Raw genomic sequence first — 14534 nt, forward strand, 5'->3', positions numbered from 1 at the left:
GTCGCTCCCTTCGAGCCGCTTCCGGATCGCCGTCGACCGGCCAGACCGCAATCCCAGACCGCAACCATCGTCAGAAGACGATCGTCCGGCCCTGATCGCTCGCCTGCGCCTTCGAATAGGTAACCACATGCGCGGTATGGCCGTCGCGGTTGACGAGCCGGATTTCGCCGCCCTTGTTGGAAAGCTGGATCGAGTTGCGGGGAAGCAGGATCGTCGTGGCGACGCCCGGAGCAAGCGTGACGTCGTTGACGGCGAAGCGACGCTTCGTCTTGTCGACGAGGAACCAGCCCTCTAGGGACTGCGGCGCGGCGCCGGTATTGATGAGGGTGACGGTTTCCTTGTCCTCGTCGGTTCCCTCCGGATTGACCAGGGCGGCAAGGATGCGGATCGGGCTCTGGACCGCCGGTTCCTGCGGCTGCTCCGGCTGCCGGGGGATCACCACGGGGCCTTCCGCGCCGCCGCGCCCCGCAGGGCCGAGAAAGACGGGATAGAAGGTCCGGATATGCTGGTCGTTGGCGCTGCGGAAAACCTTCAAATCGTAGCGCGCGCCGTTGATGACCGCCTCCTTCGGCGCGCGGGCGCCGAGATGCGCCCGCACCGATCCGATGGCCATCAGCCCTTCGACGCTGCAGCCGACGAAGAAGCCGCCCACCGGCTTGGTCAGCGGCCGGACGATCTCTTTCGGGTCGTCGCCGGCCGACCATCGGGAATAGTCCGGCGCATGCCATTTGTAGGAGATCGTCACCGACTCCGGAAAATTCTCCTGTCCATTCTCGTAGAGCCCTCGCACATAGGCGATGCGGTCGTCCGCAAAACCCGGGAAATTATCGCGATCGTAGGTCGTGGCGAGCCCGTCATCCAGGTAGTACTTGTACCAGAAGTGATAGCCCTGAACCTTCGGCCCTTCCTGCTCGCCGACGAAGACATGTTCGAAACCGGTGAGCGCCGGATCGCCGCCCTGGGAAAAGGTGCGGAACCAGTGCTCCAGCAGAACCCCGTACCAGCGGTCGCGGGAGATCACCGTGCCGCTGGCATTGGCGACATATTCCCGCGCCACCTGCATGGGCGGCGTGTCGATGACCGCGGCAAGAAGATCGTGGACTTCCTGGCGCTCCTGCGGCGTCTCGACCTCCTGCTCCTGCTCGTCGAGGGCATAATTGTCGAAAAGCTTCAGCACGCGGTCGTAGGTCAGGCGCTTTGCATCGGGGATGACCACCTTGTCGAGAACGCGGGTCTCCTCCTCGGCGCCAACCGTGTTCGCCACCGAGACATATCCCCTCGCCTCGTCGCCCTGCTGGCCTGAAAGGATGGGCTGCACGCCATTGGCGGCCTGATCGGCGTCCCATATCTGCTGATAGATGTCCATTGATCCCTCCCGCTGCACACAAGATGACGATTGATTACCCCATGGCTGTAACGCCTGTTTGACAGATCAACCAGAACTGGAATGTCCGCCCGGACCGTCTTCGGAACCCCGGATCGCTTCATTTCCCTGTCCGCCTTACCCGGCTAGAATGGACCGGATGGAATCGGAGACAGCCATGACCGCCAGACTAGAAATGCTGATCGACCAAGGCACCGGGCGCGAGCCTGCCGATATCGTGCTGAAGGGCGGGACCTTCTTCGACCTCGTCACCGGCGAACTCGTGGCCTCCGACATCGCCATCTGCGGGGACCGGATCGTCGGCACCTGCGGTGCCTACGGGGGCAGGACCGAAATCGACATCTCGGGAAAGATCGTCGTGCCGGGCTTCATCGACACGCACCTCCACATCGAGAGCTCGCTGGTGACGCCGCATGAATTCGACCGCTGCGTGCTTCCCTACGGCGTCACGACAGCGATCTGCGATCCGCACGAGATCGCCAATGTCGTCGGCGCGGAAGGCATCAGGTTCTTCCTGGATTCCGCCCTCGAAACCATCATGGACATCCGCGTCCAGCTCTCCTCCTGCGTGCCGGCGACGCATCTGGAAACGGCGGGCGCCGAACTGCCCATCGAGAAGCTGCTCCCCTTCCGCGACCATCCCAAGGTCATCGGACTTGCGGAATTCATGAATTTCCCGGGCGTCATCCACAAGGACCCGGTCTGCCTCGCCAAGCTCGACGCCTTTTATGGCGACCATATCGACGGCCACGCGCCGCTGCTGCGCGGCAACGACCTGAACGGCTATCTTTCGGCCGGCATCCGCACCGAGCACGAATGCACCACCGCCGCGGAGGCGCTCGAGAAGATCCGCAAGGGCATGCATATCCTTGTGCGCGAAGGCTCCGTTTCCAAGGACCTGCAGGCCCTGATGCCGATCATCACCGAGCGGCTGTCGCCCTATCTCGCGCTCTGCACCGACGACCGCAACCCGCTCGACATCGCCGAACAGGGCCATCTCGACTACATGATCCGCACCGCGATCGCCCATGGCGTCGAGCCGCTTGCCGTCTACCGGGCCGCATCGATCTCGGCCGCGCGCGCCTTCGGGCTTCGCGACCGCGGCCTCGTGGCTCCCGGCTGGCGGGCCGATCTCGCCGTCATCGACAGCCTCGAAAACTGCAAGGCGCAGATCGTCTTTTCCGCCGGCCGCCGCGTCTCCGACGAGCTGTTCGCCACCCGCGGGCCGGTCGCGCCCGTGGGCCTCGACAGCGTCAAGGCAAGGAGGGTGGAGGCGGCCCATTTCGTGGTGCCGGCCACGGAGGCCGAAACGCCGGTCATCGGCGTGATGCCCGGCAAGATCATCACCGAACATCGCCGCTACCGTCTTCCCTCCTCCGGCAACAAGGCAAGCGTCGATCTCGACCGCGACATCATCAAGGTCGCCGTCATCGAACGGCATGGAAAGAACGGCAACCATGCCAACGGGTTCGTGCAGGGCTTCGGGCTGAGGAAAGGCGCGATCGCCTCGACCGTCGGGCATGACAGCCACAATATCTGCGTCGTCGGCGTCGACGAGGACGACATGGCGCGCGCCGCCAACCGCCTGGGCGAAATCCACGGCGGCTTCGTGGTGGTGGAGGACGGACGGGTGACCGGCGAGATCGCCCTGCCCGTCGCGGGCCTCATGAGCCTCGAGCCCTATGAGACGGTGCGCGACACGCTGCACCACCTGAGGAAAGCCGCCTATGCGCTAGGAACGCAACTCGAAGAACCCTTCCTCCAGGTCGCCTTCCTGCCCCTGCCGGTCATCCCCCACCTGAAGATTTCCGACCGGGGCATGGTGGACGTGGATCGGTTTGCGTTGATCTGAACGTAGTTTTGCAAAATGCCGTGAGGACGAATATCCTCTCCCTGAAAGAGGCGCATCCGATGACAAAACTTGAGCAGATCGAAAAATCCGTATCCGAACTCAATGCGAAGGAACTCGAAGCATTCTCGGCATGGTTCGAGGAATTCCAAGCAGAACGCTGGGACCGGCAGATCGAAAGCAAGGATGCGGCCGGCAAGCTCGATGCGCTCGCCGACAAGGCTCTGGCCGAATTCCGTGCTGGAAAGACGCGACCGCTTTGAAACATCATGCGGCGACGTCATTCTGGGAAGCATATAACCGCCTTCCCCGACAGATTCAGAAACTGGCAGACGAGAATTTCGAACTGATCAAACAAGACCCGAAACATCCTTCCCTCCATTTCAAACGCATCGGCCGGTTCTGGTCGGCACGCGTCGGAAAATCCTGGCGGGCGCTGGCCATTCAGGATGGGGAGGACTTCGTCTGGTTCTGGATCGGCTCGCATGCCGATTATGACAAACTGATCGGCTAAGTCGTTCACACCCTCGCGCAGAACGCATCCAGAGCGTCGAGTTTCACCACGCCCCTGTCGAGACGCGAGACGAAACCCGGCAGGGATACCGGCAATACGTCGCCAAGCCGTTTCGGCAGGGTGAAATCCTGCGCCTCGCGGGTCAGGTTGAAGACGAAAAGCAGCTTTTCACCGCCCTTCTCCCGCACGAACGCAAGCAGGTCCTGGTTCGTATCGAGGAAGGTCATGTCACCGTCGATCAGCGGCGGATGCGCCTTGCGGAAGGCAAGCGTCGCCCGGTAGTGGTTGAGCACGGAATCCGCCAAGGCCTCCTGCGCGTCGACGGCGCGGGCGGCATGTTCGCGCGGCACCGGCAGCCAGGTCTTCGCCCCCTCCGTGAACCCCGCGTGCGGAGCCTTCGCCTCCCACACCATCGGCGTGCGGCATCCGTCGCGCCCCTTGAACGCCGGCCAGAAGCGGATGCCGTAGGGATCGCGCAGGTCCTCGAAGGCGAGCTCCGCTTCCGTCAGTCCCAGTTCCTCGCCCTGATAGAGGCAGATCGAGCCGCGCAGCACGGCGATCAGCGTGATCGACAGCTTCGCGACGCGATCCTGCTCCTGCGGGTCGTCGATGAAGCGCGTGACGTGCCGCACCACGTCGTGGTTGGAAAAGGCCCAGCAGACCCAGCCGTTGGTGACCGTGTCCTGCACGGTGGTCATCACCTTGCGGATATAGGCGGCGTGGAACGCGGGGCCGAGCAGGTCGAACGTGTAGCACATGTGCAGCTTGTCGTTGCCGCTCGTGTAGATCGCCAGCGTCGTCAGCGAGCGTGGCCCGTCGCCCACCTCGCCCACGGTCGTCCGCCCGCCATAGCCGTCGAGCAGCGTCCTCAGCCGCTTCAGGAACTCGATATTCTCCGGCTGGCTCTTGTCGTAGAGATGGTTCTGCATGGAATAAGGATTGGTGTCCGTCTCCATGCCTGCCCCCTCCGTGTCGTACACCATCGGCGGGTTGTTCCTGAGTTCCTTGTCGTGGAAATAGTAGTTCACGGTGTCGAGGCGGAAACCGTCGATGCCCCGGTCCAGCCAGAACCTGACCGTGTCCAGCACGGCCTGCTGGACCTCCGGATTGTGGAAGTTGAGATCCGGCTGGGCGATCAGGAAGTTGTGCATGTAATATTGCTTGCGCACGCCGTCCCATTCCCAGCCCGGCCCGCCGAAGATGGAAAGCCAGTTGTTCGGCGCCGTGCCGTCCGGCTTCGGATCGGCCCAGACATACCAGTCGGCCTTCGGATTGGTGCGGCTGGAGCGGCTTTCCACGAACCACGGATGCCGGTCGGACGTGTGGGAGATCACCTGGTCGATGATCACCTTCAGCCCGAGCCGGTGGGCCTCGGCCATCATCTCGTCGAAATCGGCGAGCGTCCCGAACATCGGGTCCACATTGCAATAGTCGGAGACGTCGTAGCCCATGTCGGCCATGGGCGAGGTGAAGAAGGGCGACAGCCAGATCGCATCGACGCCGAGCGAGGCGACATATGCAAGCCGGGCGGTAATCCCCTTGATGTCGCCCAGCCCGTCGCCGGTCGTATCCTGGAAGGAGCGCGGATAGATCTGGTAGATCACCGCGCCGCGCCACCAGTTTGCGTCGACTGTCCTTGCCGCTTCCGTCGCCATGCCTCGACTCTCCTTCCCTTCCTTTGTTCCAGCCAACCTAGTGTGAAGGCTGCAAAAGACAACGCAAAAGCAAGCGTCCGCTCCGCTCTTGCCACCATCGCCACTTCGGCCTATGCGACTTGGTCAAAATAGCGGAGGACGCAAAATGGGCGGACGGCTTCTTTCGATCGGGGAATGCATGGTGGAACTGTCGCAGGCGGGCGAGGGCCTGCTGCGCAAGGGTTTCGCCGGCGACACGTTCAACACCGCCTGGTACGCGCGCGCATGCCTGCCGGCCGAATGGTCGGTCGATTATTTCACCGCGCTCGGCGACGATCCGCTTTCGTCCGAAATGCTGACCTTCATGAAGGAGGCCGGCATCGGCACCGGCTTCATCCGCCGCATCGAGAAAAGCACGCCCGGTCTCTACCTCATCACGTTGAAGAACGGCGAGCGCACCTTCAGCTACTGGCGCGACACGGCTGCCGCGAAAAAGCTCGCCAACGACGCGGGCCACCTGAGAGACGCGATCGAAACGGCCGACATCGTCTATTTCTCCGGCATCACGCTCGGCATCCTCGCGCCGGAAGCGGTCGAAACGCTGCTTTCCGAACTGCGCCGCGCGAAAGCGGCCGGCGGGACGGTCGCCTTCGATCCGAACATCCGCCCGCGCCTGTGGCCGGACAGGGACTATATGCTCGGCACGATCGAGGCCGGCGCCCGCGCCGCCAATCTCGTGCTGCCGAGCTTCGATGACGAGGCCACCCATTTCGGCGATGCGACGGTCGCCGGCACGATCGCCCGCTACCATGCCCTCGGCGTCGAGAACGTCGTCGTGAAGAACGGCGAGGACGGTGCGACATTGAGCTTCGGAGGCGGCGAGCCGGTTCATGTCCCGGCCGTCCGGACGGCGCGGCTTGTCGATACGACGAGCGCCGGCGACAGTTTCAATGGCGCCTTCCTCTCCCGGCTGGTTCGCGGCGCCGCGCCGCAGGAAGCCGCAGCCTATGGCGCCGCCGTCGCCGCCGTCGTCATCGGCCACCACGGAGCCCTCATCAGCCCCGCCCTTCTGCCGGGATGAGGAACGGTTCAGGAGCGTCGCGGCGCCGATCCGGTAACCGGTTGCGACGACGAACGCCTGAAGCACAGGCGAAGAACCAGGCCCTTCCCTGACCTTGTTGGCACCGGCCGAGCCGTAGAGATCCCGCCGGACGGCATGCCGTTCAACCGGCCCCGGCAAGGTCCTTCATCCTCCTGTAACAATCCTTTACGATAGAGGGCCGAAAACGCTCCGTGGCGGCCGAGTCGCGCACGGACCGGCAACCGGGCTGGGCCTTTCATGACCAGAATCACCATCGTGACGGATGCCTGGTATCCTCAGGTGAACGGCGTCGTTCGTTCCATCGAGAACACCAACCGGGAACTTGCCCGGATGGGTGTCGACGTCGTGATGGTCACGCCCCAGGACTTCACCAACGTCCCCTGTCCCACCTATCCGGAAATCCGTCTCTCGGTTGCCACCTACGGCCAGGTTGCCGGCGCGATCGAAGCCTCGCAGCCGACCGCCGTCCACATCGCCACCGAAGGACCGCTCGGGCTGCTCGCCCGCCGCTGGTGCCTCAAGAACCGGGTGCCCTTCTCGACCAGCTATCACACCCGCTTTCCCGAATATGTGGCGGCGCGGTTCCCGATCCCGCTGCGCTGGCTGCATGCTTTCGTGCGCTGGTTCCACAACGCCGGCAACGGCTGCATGGTGGCGACCGCCAGCCTGGAGCGGGAACTGTCGAGGCTCGGCATCAAGAACCTGCTTCGCTGGAGCCGCGGCATAGACCAGACCGTCTTCCACCCGATGGCGCTCGACGAACGCCCGTTCGACCTGCCGCGCCCGATCTTCATGACCGTCGGCCGCATTGCCGTGGAAAAGAACCTGCCGGCCTTCCTCGACCTCGACCTGCCGGGCTCCAAGGTCGTGGTCGGCGACGGCCCCGCCCGTGCCGATCTCCAGAAACGTTACCCGAACGTGCTTTTCACCGGCATGAAGACCGGCGAGGACCTTGCCCATGCCTATGCGCAAGCCGATGTCTTCGTCTTCCCGTCGAAGACCGATACGTTCGGCAACACGATCCTGGAGGCGCTGGCGAGCGGCGTGCCGGTCGCGGCCTACCCGGTCACCGGTCCGATCGACATCATCGAGGAAGGCTCGGGCGCCGGGGCGCTCAGCGAGGACCTGCGCGAGGCCTGCCTTGCGGCGCTGAAATGCTCCCGCGAGAATGCGCGCAAGCTTGCCCGCAACTTCACCTGGGAAGCCGCCTCGAAACAGTTCTTGAACAACGTCATGATCGCTCAGGGCCGCAGGCCGCGGCTCAAAGGCCCCCCGACCGGCGCCAGACCATCAACGGCCTGAGATCATCCGGGGCCTGAGATCATCCGGCAATCATCCCGCCCGGCGGTCGCGCCACACGAAAAACGCGATGCTGCCGATTGCAAGACAGACGGATGCCATAAGGCCGGCGATGATCATGAATTTCTCCTCCCGCGCGCGGCTACTCCCGACCGCGCGCTAATGTCGCACTCGAACACGGGGAGAGGAGAAATGCAACCCCCGCGGCGGCGATCGGCCCACTGCAGCGATTGACAGGGGGTCCGCGCCCTACCGCTTTTTCTTCCGTCCCTCGAACGGGTTATCGCCGGCCTTGAAATGCACGCGGATCGGCACGCCCGGCATCTGGAAGTCGTTGCGCAGCCCGTTCACCAGGTAACGCACATAGCTTTCCGGCAATGCCTCGGGCCTCGTGCAGGATACCATGAAGGCCGGCGGGCGGGTCTTCACCTGCGTCATGTACTTGAGCTTGACGCGACGGCCGGAAACGGCCGGTGGCGGATGCTGCACCTGAACGCCGTCGAGCCAGCGGTTGAGCCTGGCGGTCGAGACGCGCTTGTTCCACACCCGGTCGGTATCGATGATGTTCTGCATCAGCTTGTCGAGCCCGTAGCCCGTCTGGCCGGAGATCGGAACGGCGCGGATGCCGCGCGCCTGCGGCAACAGCCGCTCGGTCTTTTCGCGAAGGTCCGCAAGCACCGCCTGCGGCTCCTCGACGAGATCCCACTTGTTGAAGGCGAGCACCGCCGCACGGCCCTCGCGCAGCACGAGGTCGACGATCTGCAGGTCCTGCTTCTCGAACGGGATCGTTGCGTCGAAGACGATGACGACGGTTTCGGCAAACCGGATGGCGCGCAGCGCGTCGGCGACGGAAAGCTTTTCCAGCTTCTCCTGCACCTTCGCCTTGCGGCGCATGCCCGCCGTGTCGAACATCTTGATGGTGCGGCCGCGCCAGTCCCATTCGACCGAGATGGAATCGCGCGTGATGCCGGCTTCCGGCCCGGTCAGCAGCCTGTCTTCGCCGAGGAAGCGGTTGATCAGCGTCGACTTGCCGGCATTCGGGCGGCCGACGATCGCGACCCTGAGCGGCTTCGTCTCGTCATAGGCCGGCTCGACCTCTTCCTCTTCCGCCTCGCCCCCGGCGCTGGCGGCGGGGGCCGGCACGTCGATATCCGTCTCCGCTTCCTCATCCGGCTCCGGAAAGGCCCTCTCCTCGCCGATCGCCTCGACGATCGCATCGCGCAGATCCAGCATGCCCTCGCCGTGTTCGGCGGAGATCGGCACCGGCTCGCCGAGCCCCAACGTGAAGGCGTCGTAAAAGCCGGCGTCGGAGCCGCGTGCCTCCGACTTGTTGGCGACCAGCACCACCGGCTTGCCGCTGCGGCGCAGGAGTTCCCCGAAAGTCTTGTCGAGCGGGGTTAGGCCGGACTTGGCATCGACCACGAAAAGCGTCAGATCGGCGTCGTCGATCGCCGCTTCCGTCTGCGCCCGCATGCGGCCTTCAAGCGTATCGGGACCCGCCTCTTCGAGGCCGGCGGTATCGATGATGCGGAATTTCAGGTCCACGAGCTTCGCGTCGCCCGGCCGGCGGTCGCGCGTCACGCCCGGCGTGTCGTCGACGAGCGCCAGCTTCTTTCCGACCAGACGGTTGAAAAGCGTGGACTTGCCGACATTCGGGCGTCCGACGATGGCGACGGTGAAGCTCATTTGGTTTCCTTAAGATCCGGATCGGCAGGGCGTCAGGACGCCTTGCCGGAGGCGGCGATGTTGTCGAGCATGATCTGGGCGCGGTTGGCGATGTTGCGGGGCGCAGACGCATCGTTGGCGATCTGCTGGAACCATTCCTTGGCCTTCTTCATGTCGCCGACCTTGTAGGCGGCAAGGCCCAGCGCCTCGCGGGCGGAACTTGCAAGCGGATTGCCGGGATTGGCGACGGCCTGCACTTCCGCCGCGACCTGCTCATAGGTGCCGGTGTCGATCAAAAGCCATGCGGCGCGCATCTTCGCAAGATCGCGCATGGCCTGCGGCGCATGGCCATCCTTGCCCACGGCCGAGAAGGAGGCGATGGCGCCCGCCATGTCACCTTTCGCCTGCTGCAGGGAAGCGGCGCGCATCCTGGCGAGCACCGGATAGGAGCCGGTGCCGTCCTTCTCCAAGGCCTCGAAAGCGGCAAGCGCATCGTCCGGCTTGTCCTGCGAGGCAAGCTGCAACGCCGCCAGGAACTTGTCGCCGGATTGCGAGGAGCTGCGCGTATCCCACCACTCGTAGCTTTCCTTGGCGATGGCGCCGCCGACGATCAGCACCACGATCGCAATCACCGCCGGCCGGAAGCGTTTCCACGCATACTTCACCTGATCGGAGCGAAGTTCCTCGTTCACCTCGCGGATAAAACTGTCGTCGTCGTGCTGCGCCATCAAAGTCTCCGGCCATGCGGCCTCAATCTCAAGAAGAAAGCGCCTTCTAGCCTATTTTCCCTGATATGTAAGGTCCTTTGAACGCGTCACGCAAAAGTGGCCACCGGTTTTGCGAAATCGCCTCGAAGCGCAAAAAAGGTGAGGCACCGAAAGACATCCTTCAAAAGATGCACATCGGCGATAAACCGGGGGAGCTTGTCAACGGCTTCCGGTTACCCGACCGGGTTTTGCCCGGCCCGTTCAAAGCTTCGCCTCATTCCGCCGTCATGAAGCGGCCTTCCTTCGCGTGAATCAGGTTCCGTTGATGCGTTTTTCCGTTGTTCCCTTCGCCCTCTGTCTTTCCCTGAGCCCTCTGGCCACCCATGCGGCGGAAAGGCCGAAGCAGCTGGTGATGATCTCCTTCGACGGGGCCGGCGCCAACGCGCTCTGGCAGCGCAGCCGCGATCTCGCACGACGCGCCGGCGCGCATTTCACCTATTTCCTGTCCTGCACGCTGGTGATCGAGCGGGCCAACGCGAAGAGTTACCAGGGACCGCGCCAGAAGGCCGGGCGATCCAATATCGGTTTCGCCCAGACTGCTGAGGAAGCGCGCGCGAGGCTGGGGCATGTCTGGCAGGCGCATCTCGAAGGCCATGACATATCGAGCCACACCTGCGGCCATTTCGATGGCAAGGACTGGACGGCGGACGACTGGATCGCCGAGTTCACGACCTTTCACGATGTGCTGACCAACGCCTGGAAGACGCTGGACGCCGCGTCGGAGCAACCGGCGGGCTGGAAGGATTTCGTCGCAAACGACATCCGCGGTTTCCGCGCGCCCTATTTCTCCACGAGCCCCGGCATGACCGAAGCCGAGAAGAAGGCCGGCTTCCGGTACGACGCGAGCCTCGTCACCAAGGGGCCGGCGATGCCGGAGGAGAAGGACGGGCTCATCCGCTTCGGCCTGCCGCTCATTCCGGAAGGCCCGTCGAACCGGCCGATCATCGCCATGGACTACAACCTTTTCGTCCGCCATTCCGGCGGCTTCGACAATCCGAGCGGTTCGGCGGAATTCGAGGAGCGCGCCTATGCCGCGTTCAGGTCCGCCTTCGACCGGCAATACCAGGGCGGCCGCATCCCGCTCCAGATCGGCCTGCATTTCGTCGAGATGAATGGCGGCGCCTACTGGCGGGCCATGGAGCGGCTGGTGACGGAAGTCTGCGGAAAGGAGGACGTCGCCTGCGTCAGCTATTCGCAAGCCATCCAAATGCTGAAGGAGCGGGAGAAGCCGAAAGAAACGTCGGGGCTGTAATCTACCCGGCCTGGCGGCGGGGCGGGGATGAATTCACCTGTTCCAAAAGATTCTCGCTCCGCTTCCCAACCACTTGAGCGCTTTCTTTCCCCGTCTCGTCCCCGCTTTGCGGATCTCGCCCATAATCGTGGCCGTCATCGGATGGGAAACCGGGTTCTAGAACCGGCCTCCTCATCTGGCTCGAAAGGCCCGGTTTCCGGTGATGGCCGATGGAACGCAAGGAAGGCCTGACTATACCTTCCGAAACAGCTCTAGGCGGCCGGGGCAGGCGGAAAGCCTGAATACCCCAATACCATTGAAATGCCCGCCTGCCCCCTTCCCAAGGCATCGGCCCGAAAATCGGCATCGATTTCGGGATGCACGATGCGCATTCAACGCAAAACCGCGCCGGAGTGACATCCGGCGCGGCCAAAAGTGCTGCTCTTCAAAGAGGATCAGTACGGCCGGTCGGCCGCAAGCTCGCCGCCTTTCGCTTCCCTCTCCAGATAGTGCCGGTCGATCTCCGGAAGCGGCTGGTCATCGATGGCCGCTTCGAAGGCGACGAGGCGTTTGTGGATCGACAGCAGTTCGATGATCGTCGACCAGTAGTTGACCAGATACTGGAAAGAGTTGCTGACCTCGCCGAAGGCGGTGGCGATCTGCTGCCAGATGCCCATGGTGATCCGCCCTGCCACGAAAGTCGGGATCAGGATGAAGTTCAGGAAGATCGCATCGATCTGCCCATAGGTATACCGTGCGATGTTGAAATACGTGTAGTGCCAGTACATGCGGAAATAATTGCGCCGTACGTTGGTGAAAAGCTCGCGGACCGTAACCGGGCTGGCGCGGTCCTCATGGTCCTCGCCATAGACGAGTTCCTTGCGATACGCGGCCTCCACTCGCTGGTTGCGGAAATTCAGCCCGGGCAGCTTGATGCCGGCAAGCGCCAGCAGCGCCGTCCCGAACAGGGACCAGGCGATCGCCAGCCAGAACAGGGCATGCGGGATCGCGCCGATGAGCGGCAGATCGCCCACATGCTCCGACATACGGAAAAGCAGCGGCAGGAACACGACCAGCGTCATGACCGAATTGATGAGGGTGACGCCCAGCCCTTCCAGGATGTTGGCGAAGCGCATCGTGTCTTCCTGCACACGCTGCGAGGCCCCTTCGATGTGCCGCAGCTTGTCCCATTTCGACATGTAATAATCGTTCATCGCCGTGCGCCAACGGAAGACGTAGTGGTTGGTGAAGAATGCCGTGATGACGTTCATCGCGACACCCACCATGCCGATCTCGAGGAAGCGGAGCTGGTAGTCGTAGAACTGCCCGGCGGTGATGCCCGGCTGCTTCGCAAGGGCGGCCTGCAGCAGGTCGAAGAACGGCCCCCGCCAGTTGTTGAGGGCCACCGACACCTGCACCGCGAAATAGGCGATGAAGATGATGAAAGCCGAACCCCAGATCGACCAGTTGGCCCAGGGATGGTCCCTTTCGGCCAGCTTCCACGCGATACCGAAAATCAGTACGAAGATCGTGAAGTAGAGATAGAACCAGAGATTGTCCGGCGTGAAGAAGAAGGCAAGGCCGACGGGCGCCTGCTCTCCGGGTGCAAGCGGCGGAAGCCCGATGGCCGCCCCGATCTGCGGCCCGACTGTATACCAGACGGCGATACATATGACCGTCCAGATAGCAGCAGAGATGAAGAACAGTTTCGGCCGGGGAAAGAAGGAATGGAACACGGAGCTTGGGCTTTCCTGAGTTCGAGAGCTCTGAAGGTCGGGAACGACTGTAGAGCGCGAAACTAAGGCAGTTCCAAGAATGCGGCAATGGCCGCACGTCATCGTTACACGATTGTAACCATGGGATTTTTCAAGCGGGCCGGCGGGCGACCGGCAGGGCGAGCAGCATGCAGGCGACAAGAACTGCCGCGGCAAGCAGCGTCGGGGCCACGAAACTGCCGCTGCGTTCCGCCACCCAGCCCCCCGCCAGCGGGCCGATGATCTGGCCGGCGCCGAATGCCGCCGTCATGACGGCGAGCGCCCGGCGCGGGCTTTCCGGCGAAAGCGCCCTGGCGATCTGCAGCCCGTAGGCCGTGACGACCATGAAGGTCGCGCCGAGCAGCAATCCGCCGCCAAGCGCGCCTGCGGTGGGCGGCAGCGCGACCGAGCCGAGCACGCCGACCGCCTGCAGCCCGAGCGCGGCGGCATAGGCCTTGCCGAGCCCGAACCTCCTGACGACCGGCCGCCAGAGGACGAGCGAGACGGCCGCCGCCGTTCCCGTCACGAACCAGGCCAGGAATTCGACGACCGGTCCGGCGTCCCCCATCCGCGCGATGGCGACGAGAAAGGTCGCGGTGATCACATAACCGAAACCGAAGAGCCCGTAGGACGCGGTCAGCAGCACGAGCGGCATGCGCCATTCCAGCGGAGGCTCCACGACGGCGCTCTTGCCGAAGGTCGGCCGCGGCAGCAGCAAGGCGGCGATGGCCAGCACGACGAACACGACCGCCGCCCCCGCGATCCAGTTCAGCCGCCAGCTATCGGCCCAGCCGGACGAACTGGCGCCCGCCATCGTGTTGACGGCAAACACCAGCGCCGAGGAAAGCGCGATCCCCGCTCCCACCCCGCCGAAATGCAGCACGTTCACATTGTCGCGTCCGACGGCATAGGGCAGCACGATCGACGAAGCGAAGATCATGGCAAGCGCGCTCGCCGCACCCGCGAGGAAACGGATGGCGATGAAAGCGGGAACGGAGGTCGTCGCGGCCATGCCGGCCAGCAGGATCGCGGTCGCGAGCAGGCCGGCAAGCACCACCCGCCGCTCGCGCCCCGCGGCCCAGCCATAGGCCGACAGGATGGCGCCTGCGAGATAACCGGCGAAATTGCCGGCCGCGATGAGGCCCGCATCGGCCGCCGAAAGCGGGATGCCGCTCATCATGCCCGGCAGGATCGGGGTGTAGACGAAACGCCCGAACCCCATGGCGGCCGCCATGGCGACGGCGCCGGCGAAACCGACCAGCAGGGGACGGCTGGAATAGCCGGTGTTGACCTGGAGCATGCGCCGGTTATGGCAGCCCCATCGGGCCGCGGCAA

12 protein-coding genes are annotated in these 14534 nt (G+C 64.0%); 6 read left to right on the top strand and 6 right to left on the bottom strand.

Annotation, left to right across the window (positions count from 1 at the left end; genetic code table 11):
- Window positions 1–70 precede the first annotated feature (70 nt).
- A complete protein-coding gene (locus ACFFP0_RS04635; protein WP_377256930.1) occupies window positions 71–1366 on the bottom strand; it encodes a lamin tail domain-containing protein in 1296 nt (431 codons plus the stop codon).
- A 175-nt stretch (window positions 1367–1541) separates the two neighbouring features.
- Here ACFFP0_RS04635 and ade point away from each other — a divergent pair, with 175 nt between their 5' ends.
- From ade to ACFFP0_RS04650, 3 genes are read left to right on the top strand one after another with little or no spacing between them, the layout of a single operon-like run.
- Window positions 1542–3236 carry an adenine deaminase gene (gene ade / locus ACFFP0_RS04640; protein ID WP_377256933.1) on the top strand — a complete coding sequence of 565 codons (1695 nt, stop codon included), beginning with the start codon at window positions 1542–1544 and terminating at the stop codon, window positions 3234–3236.
- A 59-nt stretch (window positions 3237–3295) separates the two neighbouring features.
- Window positions 3296–3496: a hypothetical protein gene (locus ACFFP0_RS04645; protein WP_377256936.1), complete on the top strand. Its 201-nt coding sequence runs from the start codon at window positions 3296–3298 to the stop codon at window positions 3494–3496.
- Window positions 3493–3747, top strand: a complete 255-nt coding sequence (locus ACFFP0_RS04650) for a type II toxin-antitoxin system RelE family toxin (RefSeq protein ID WP_377256939.1) — start codon at window positions 3493–3495, stop codon at window positions 3745–3747. Before ACFFP0_RS04645 ends, ACFFP0_RS04650 begins: the two co-directional genes overlap by 4 nt.
- 5 nt (window positions 3748–3752) lie before the next feature.
- On the opposite strand, the gene bglA is transcribed toward ACFFP0_RS04650, so the two are convergent.
- Complete coding sequence (gene bglA, locus ACFFP0_RS04655; RefSeq protein ID WP_377256942.1) at window positions 3753–5402, bottom strand: beta-galactosidase BglA; 1650 nt, start codon at window positions 5400–5402, stop codon at window positions 3753–3755.
- A gap of 145 nt (window positions 5403–5547) precedes the next feature.
- On the opposite strand from bglA, the gene ACFFP0_RS04660 reads away from it, so the two are divergent.
- On the top strand, window positions 5548–6462 hold the full coding sequence (locus tag ACFFP0_RS04660; protein ID WP_377256945.1) for a sugar kinase: 915 nt from the start codon (window positions 5548–5550) through the stop codon (window positions 6460–6462).
- A 258-nt stretch (window positions 6463–6720) separates the two neighbouring features.
- On the top strand, window positions 6721–7785 hold the full coding sequence (locus tag ACFFP0_RS04665) for a glycosyltransferase family 4 protein (protein ID WP_377256948.1): 1065 nt from the start codon (window positions 6721–6723) through the stop codon (window positions 7783–7785).
- Between the two features lie 246 nt (window positions 7786–8031).
- On the opposite strand, the gene der is transcribed toward ACFFP0_RS04665, so the two are convergent.
- Both der and ACFFP0_RS04675 read right to left on the bottom strand, forming a co-directional pair.
- Complete coding sequence (gene der, locus ACFFP0_RS04670; protein WP_377256951.1) at window positions 8032–9468, bottom strand: ribosome biogenesis GTPase Der; 1437 nt, start codon at window positions 9466–9468, stop codon at window positions 8032–8034.
- A 32-nt stretch (window positions 9469–9500) separates the two neighbouring features.
- Window positions 9501–10175 carry a tetratricopeptide repeat protein gene (locus ACFFP0_RS04675; protein ID WP_377256954.1) on the bottom strand — a complete coding sequence of 225 codons (675 nt, stop codon included), beginning with the start codon at window positions 10173–10175 and terminating at the stop codon, window positions 9501–9503.
- Window positions 10176–10479: 304 nt separating this feature from the next.
- Between ACFFP0_RS04675 and ACFFP0_RS04680 the strand changes: the two genes are divergently transcribed.
- Entirely contained in the window at window positions 10480–11466 is a 987-nt protein-coding gene (locus ACFFP0_RS04680) for a polysaccharide deacetylase family protein (RefSeq protein ID WP_377256957.1), read from the top strand.
- Between the two features lie 434 nt (window positions 11467–11900).
- Here ACFFP0_RS04680 and sbmA read toward each other — a convergent pair whose 3' ends face one another.
- Together sbmA and ACFFP0_RS04690 are read right to left on the bottom strand one after the other, a co-directional pair.
- Window positions 11901–13181 carry a peptide antibiotic transporter SbmA gene (sbmA, locus tag ACFFP0_RS04685; protein WP_377256960.1) on the bottom strand — a complete coding sequence of 427 codons (1281 nt, stop codon included), beginning with the start codon at window positions 13179–13181 and terminating at the stop codon, window positions 11901–11903.
- A 130-nt stretch (window positions 13182–13311) separates the two neighbouring features.
- Window positions 13312–14499 (bottom strand): YbfB/YjiJ family MFS transporter, encoded by a 1188-nt coding sequence (locus tag ACFFP0_RS04690; RefSeq protein ID WP_377257059.1) that lies wholly within the window; start codon window positions 14497–14499, stop codon window positions 13312–13314.
- Window positions 14500–14534 lie beyond the last annotated feature (35 nt).

Source organism: Neorhizobium puerariae (assembly GCF_042429745.1).
Lineage (GTDB): Bacteria > Pseudomonadota > Alphaproteobacteria > Rhizobiales > Rhizobiaceae > Neorhizobium > Neorhizobium puerariae.

What these genes read in the sequence shown, in the direction of transcription:
- ACFFP0_RS04635 (WP_377256930.1), bottom strand. Translation starts at nt 1,366, where the DNA reads ATGGACATCTATCAGCAGATATGGGACGCCGATCAGGCCGCCAATGGC.
- ade (WP_377256933.1), top strand. Translation starts at nt 1,542, where the DNA reads ATGACCGCCAGACTAGAAATGCTGATCGACCAAGGCACCGGGCGCGAG.
- ACFFP0_RS04645 (WP_377256936.1), top strand. Translation starts at nt 3,296, where the DNA reads ATGACAAAACTTGAGCAGATCGAAAAATCCGTATCCGAACTCAATGCG.
- bglA (WP_377256942.1), bottom strand. Translation starts at nt 5,402, where the DNA reads ATGGCGACGGAAGCGGCAAGGACAGTCGACGCAAACTGGTGGCGCGGC.
- ACFFP0_RS04660 (WP_377256945.1), top strand. Translation starts at nt 5,548, where the DNA reads ATGGGCGGACGGCTTCTTTCGATCGGGGAATGCATGGTGGAACTGTCG.
- ACFFP0_RS04665 (WP_377256948.1), top strand. Translation starts at nt 6,721, where the DNA reads ATGACCAGAATCACCATCGTGACGGATGCCTGGTATCCTCAGGTGAAC.
- der (WP_377256951.1), bottom strand. Translation starts at nt 9,468, where the DNA reads ATGAGCTTCACCGTCGCCATCGTCGGACGCCCGAATGTCGGCAAGTCC.
- ACFFP0_RS04675 (WP_377256954.1), bottom strand. Translation starts at nt 10,175, where the DNA reads ATGGCGCAGCACGACGACGACAGTTTTATCCGCGAGGTGAACGAGGAA.
- ACFFP0_RS04680 (WP_377256957.1), top strand. Translation starts at nt 10,480, where the DNA reads ATGCGTTTTTCCGTTGTTCCCTTCGCCCTCTGTCTTTCCCTGAGCCCT.
- ACFFP0_RS04690 (WP_377257059.1), bottom strand. Translation starts at nt 14,499, where the DNA reads ATGCTCCAGGTCAACACCGGCTATTCCAGCCGTCCCCTGCTGGTCGGT.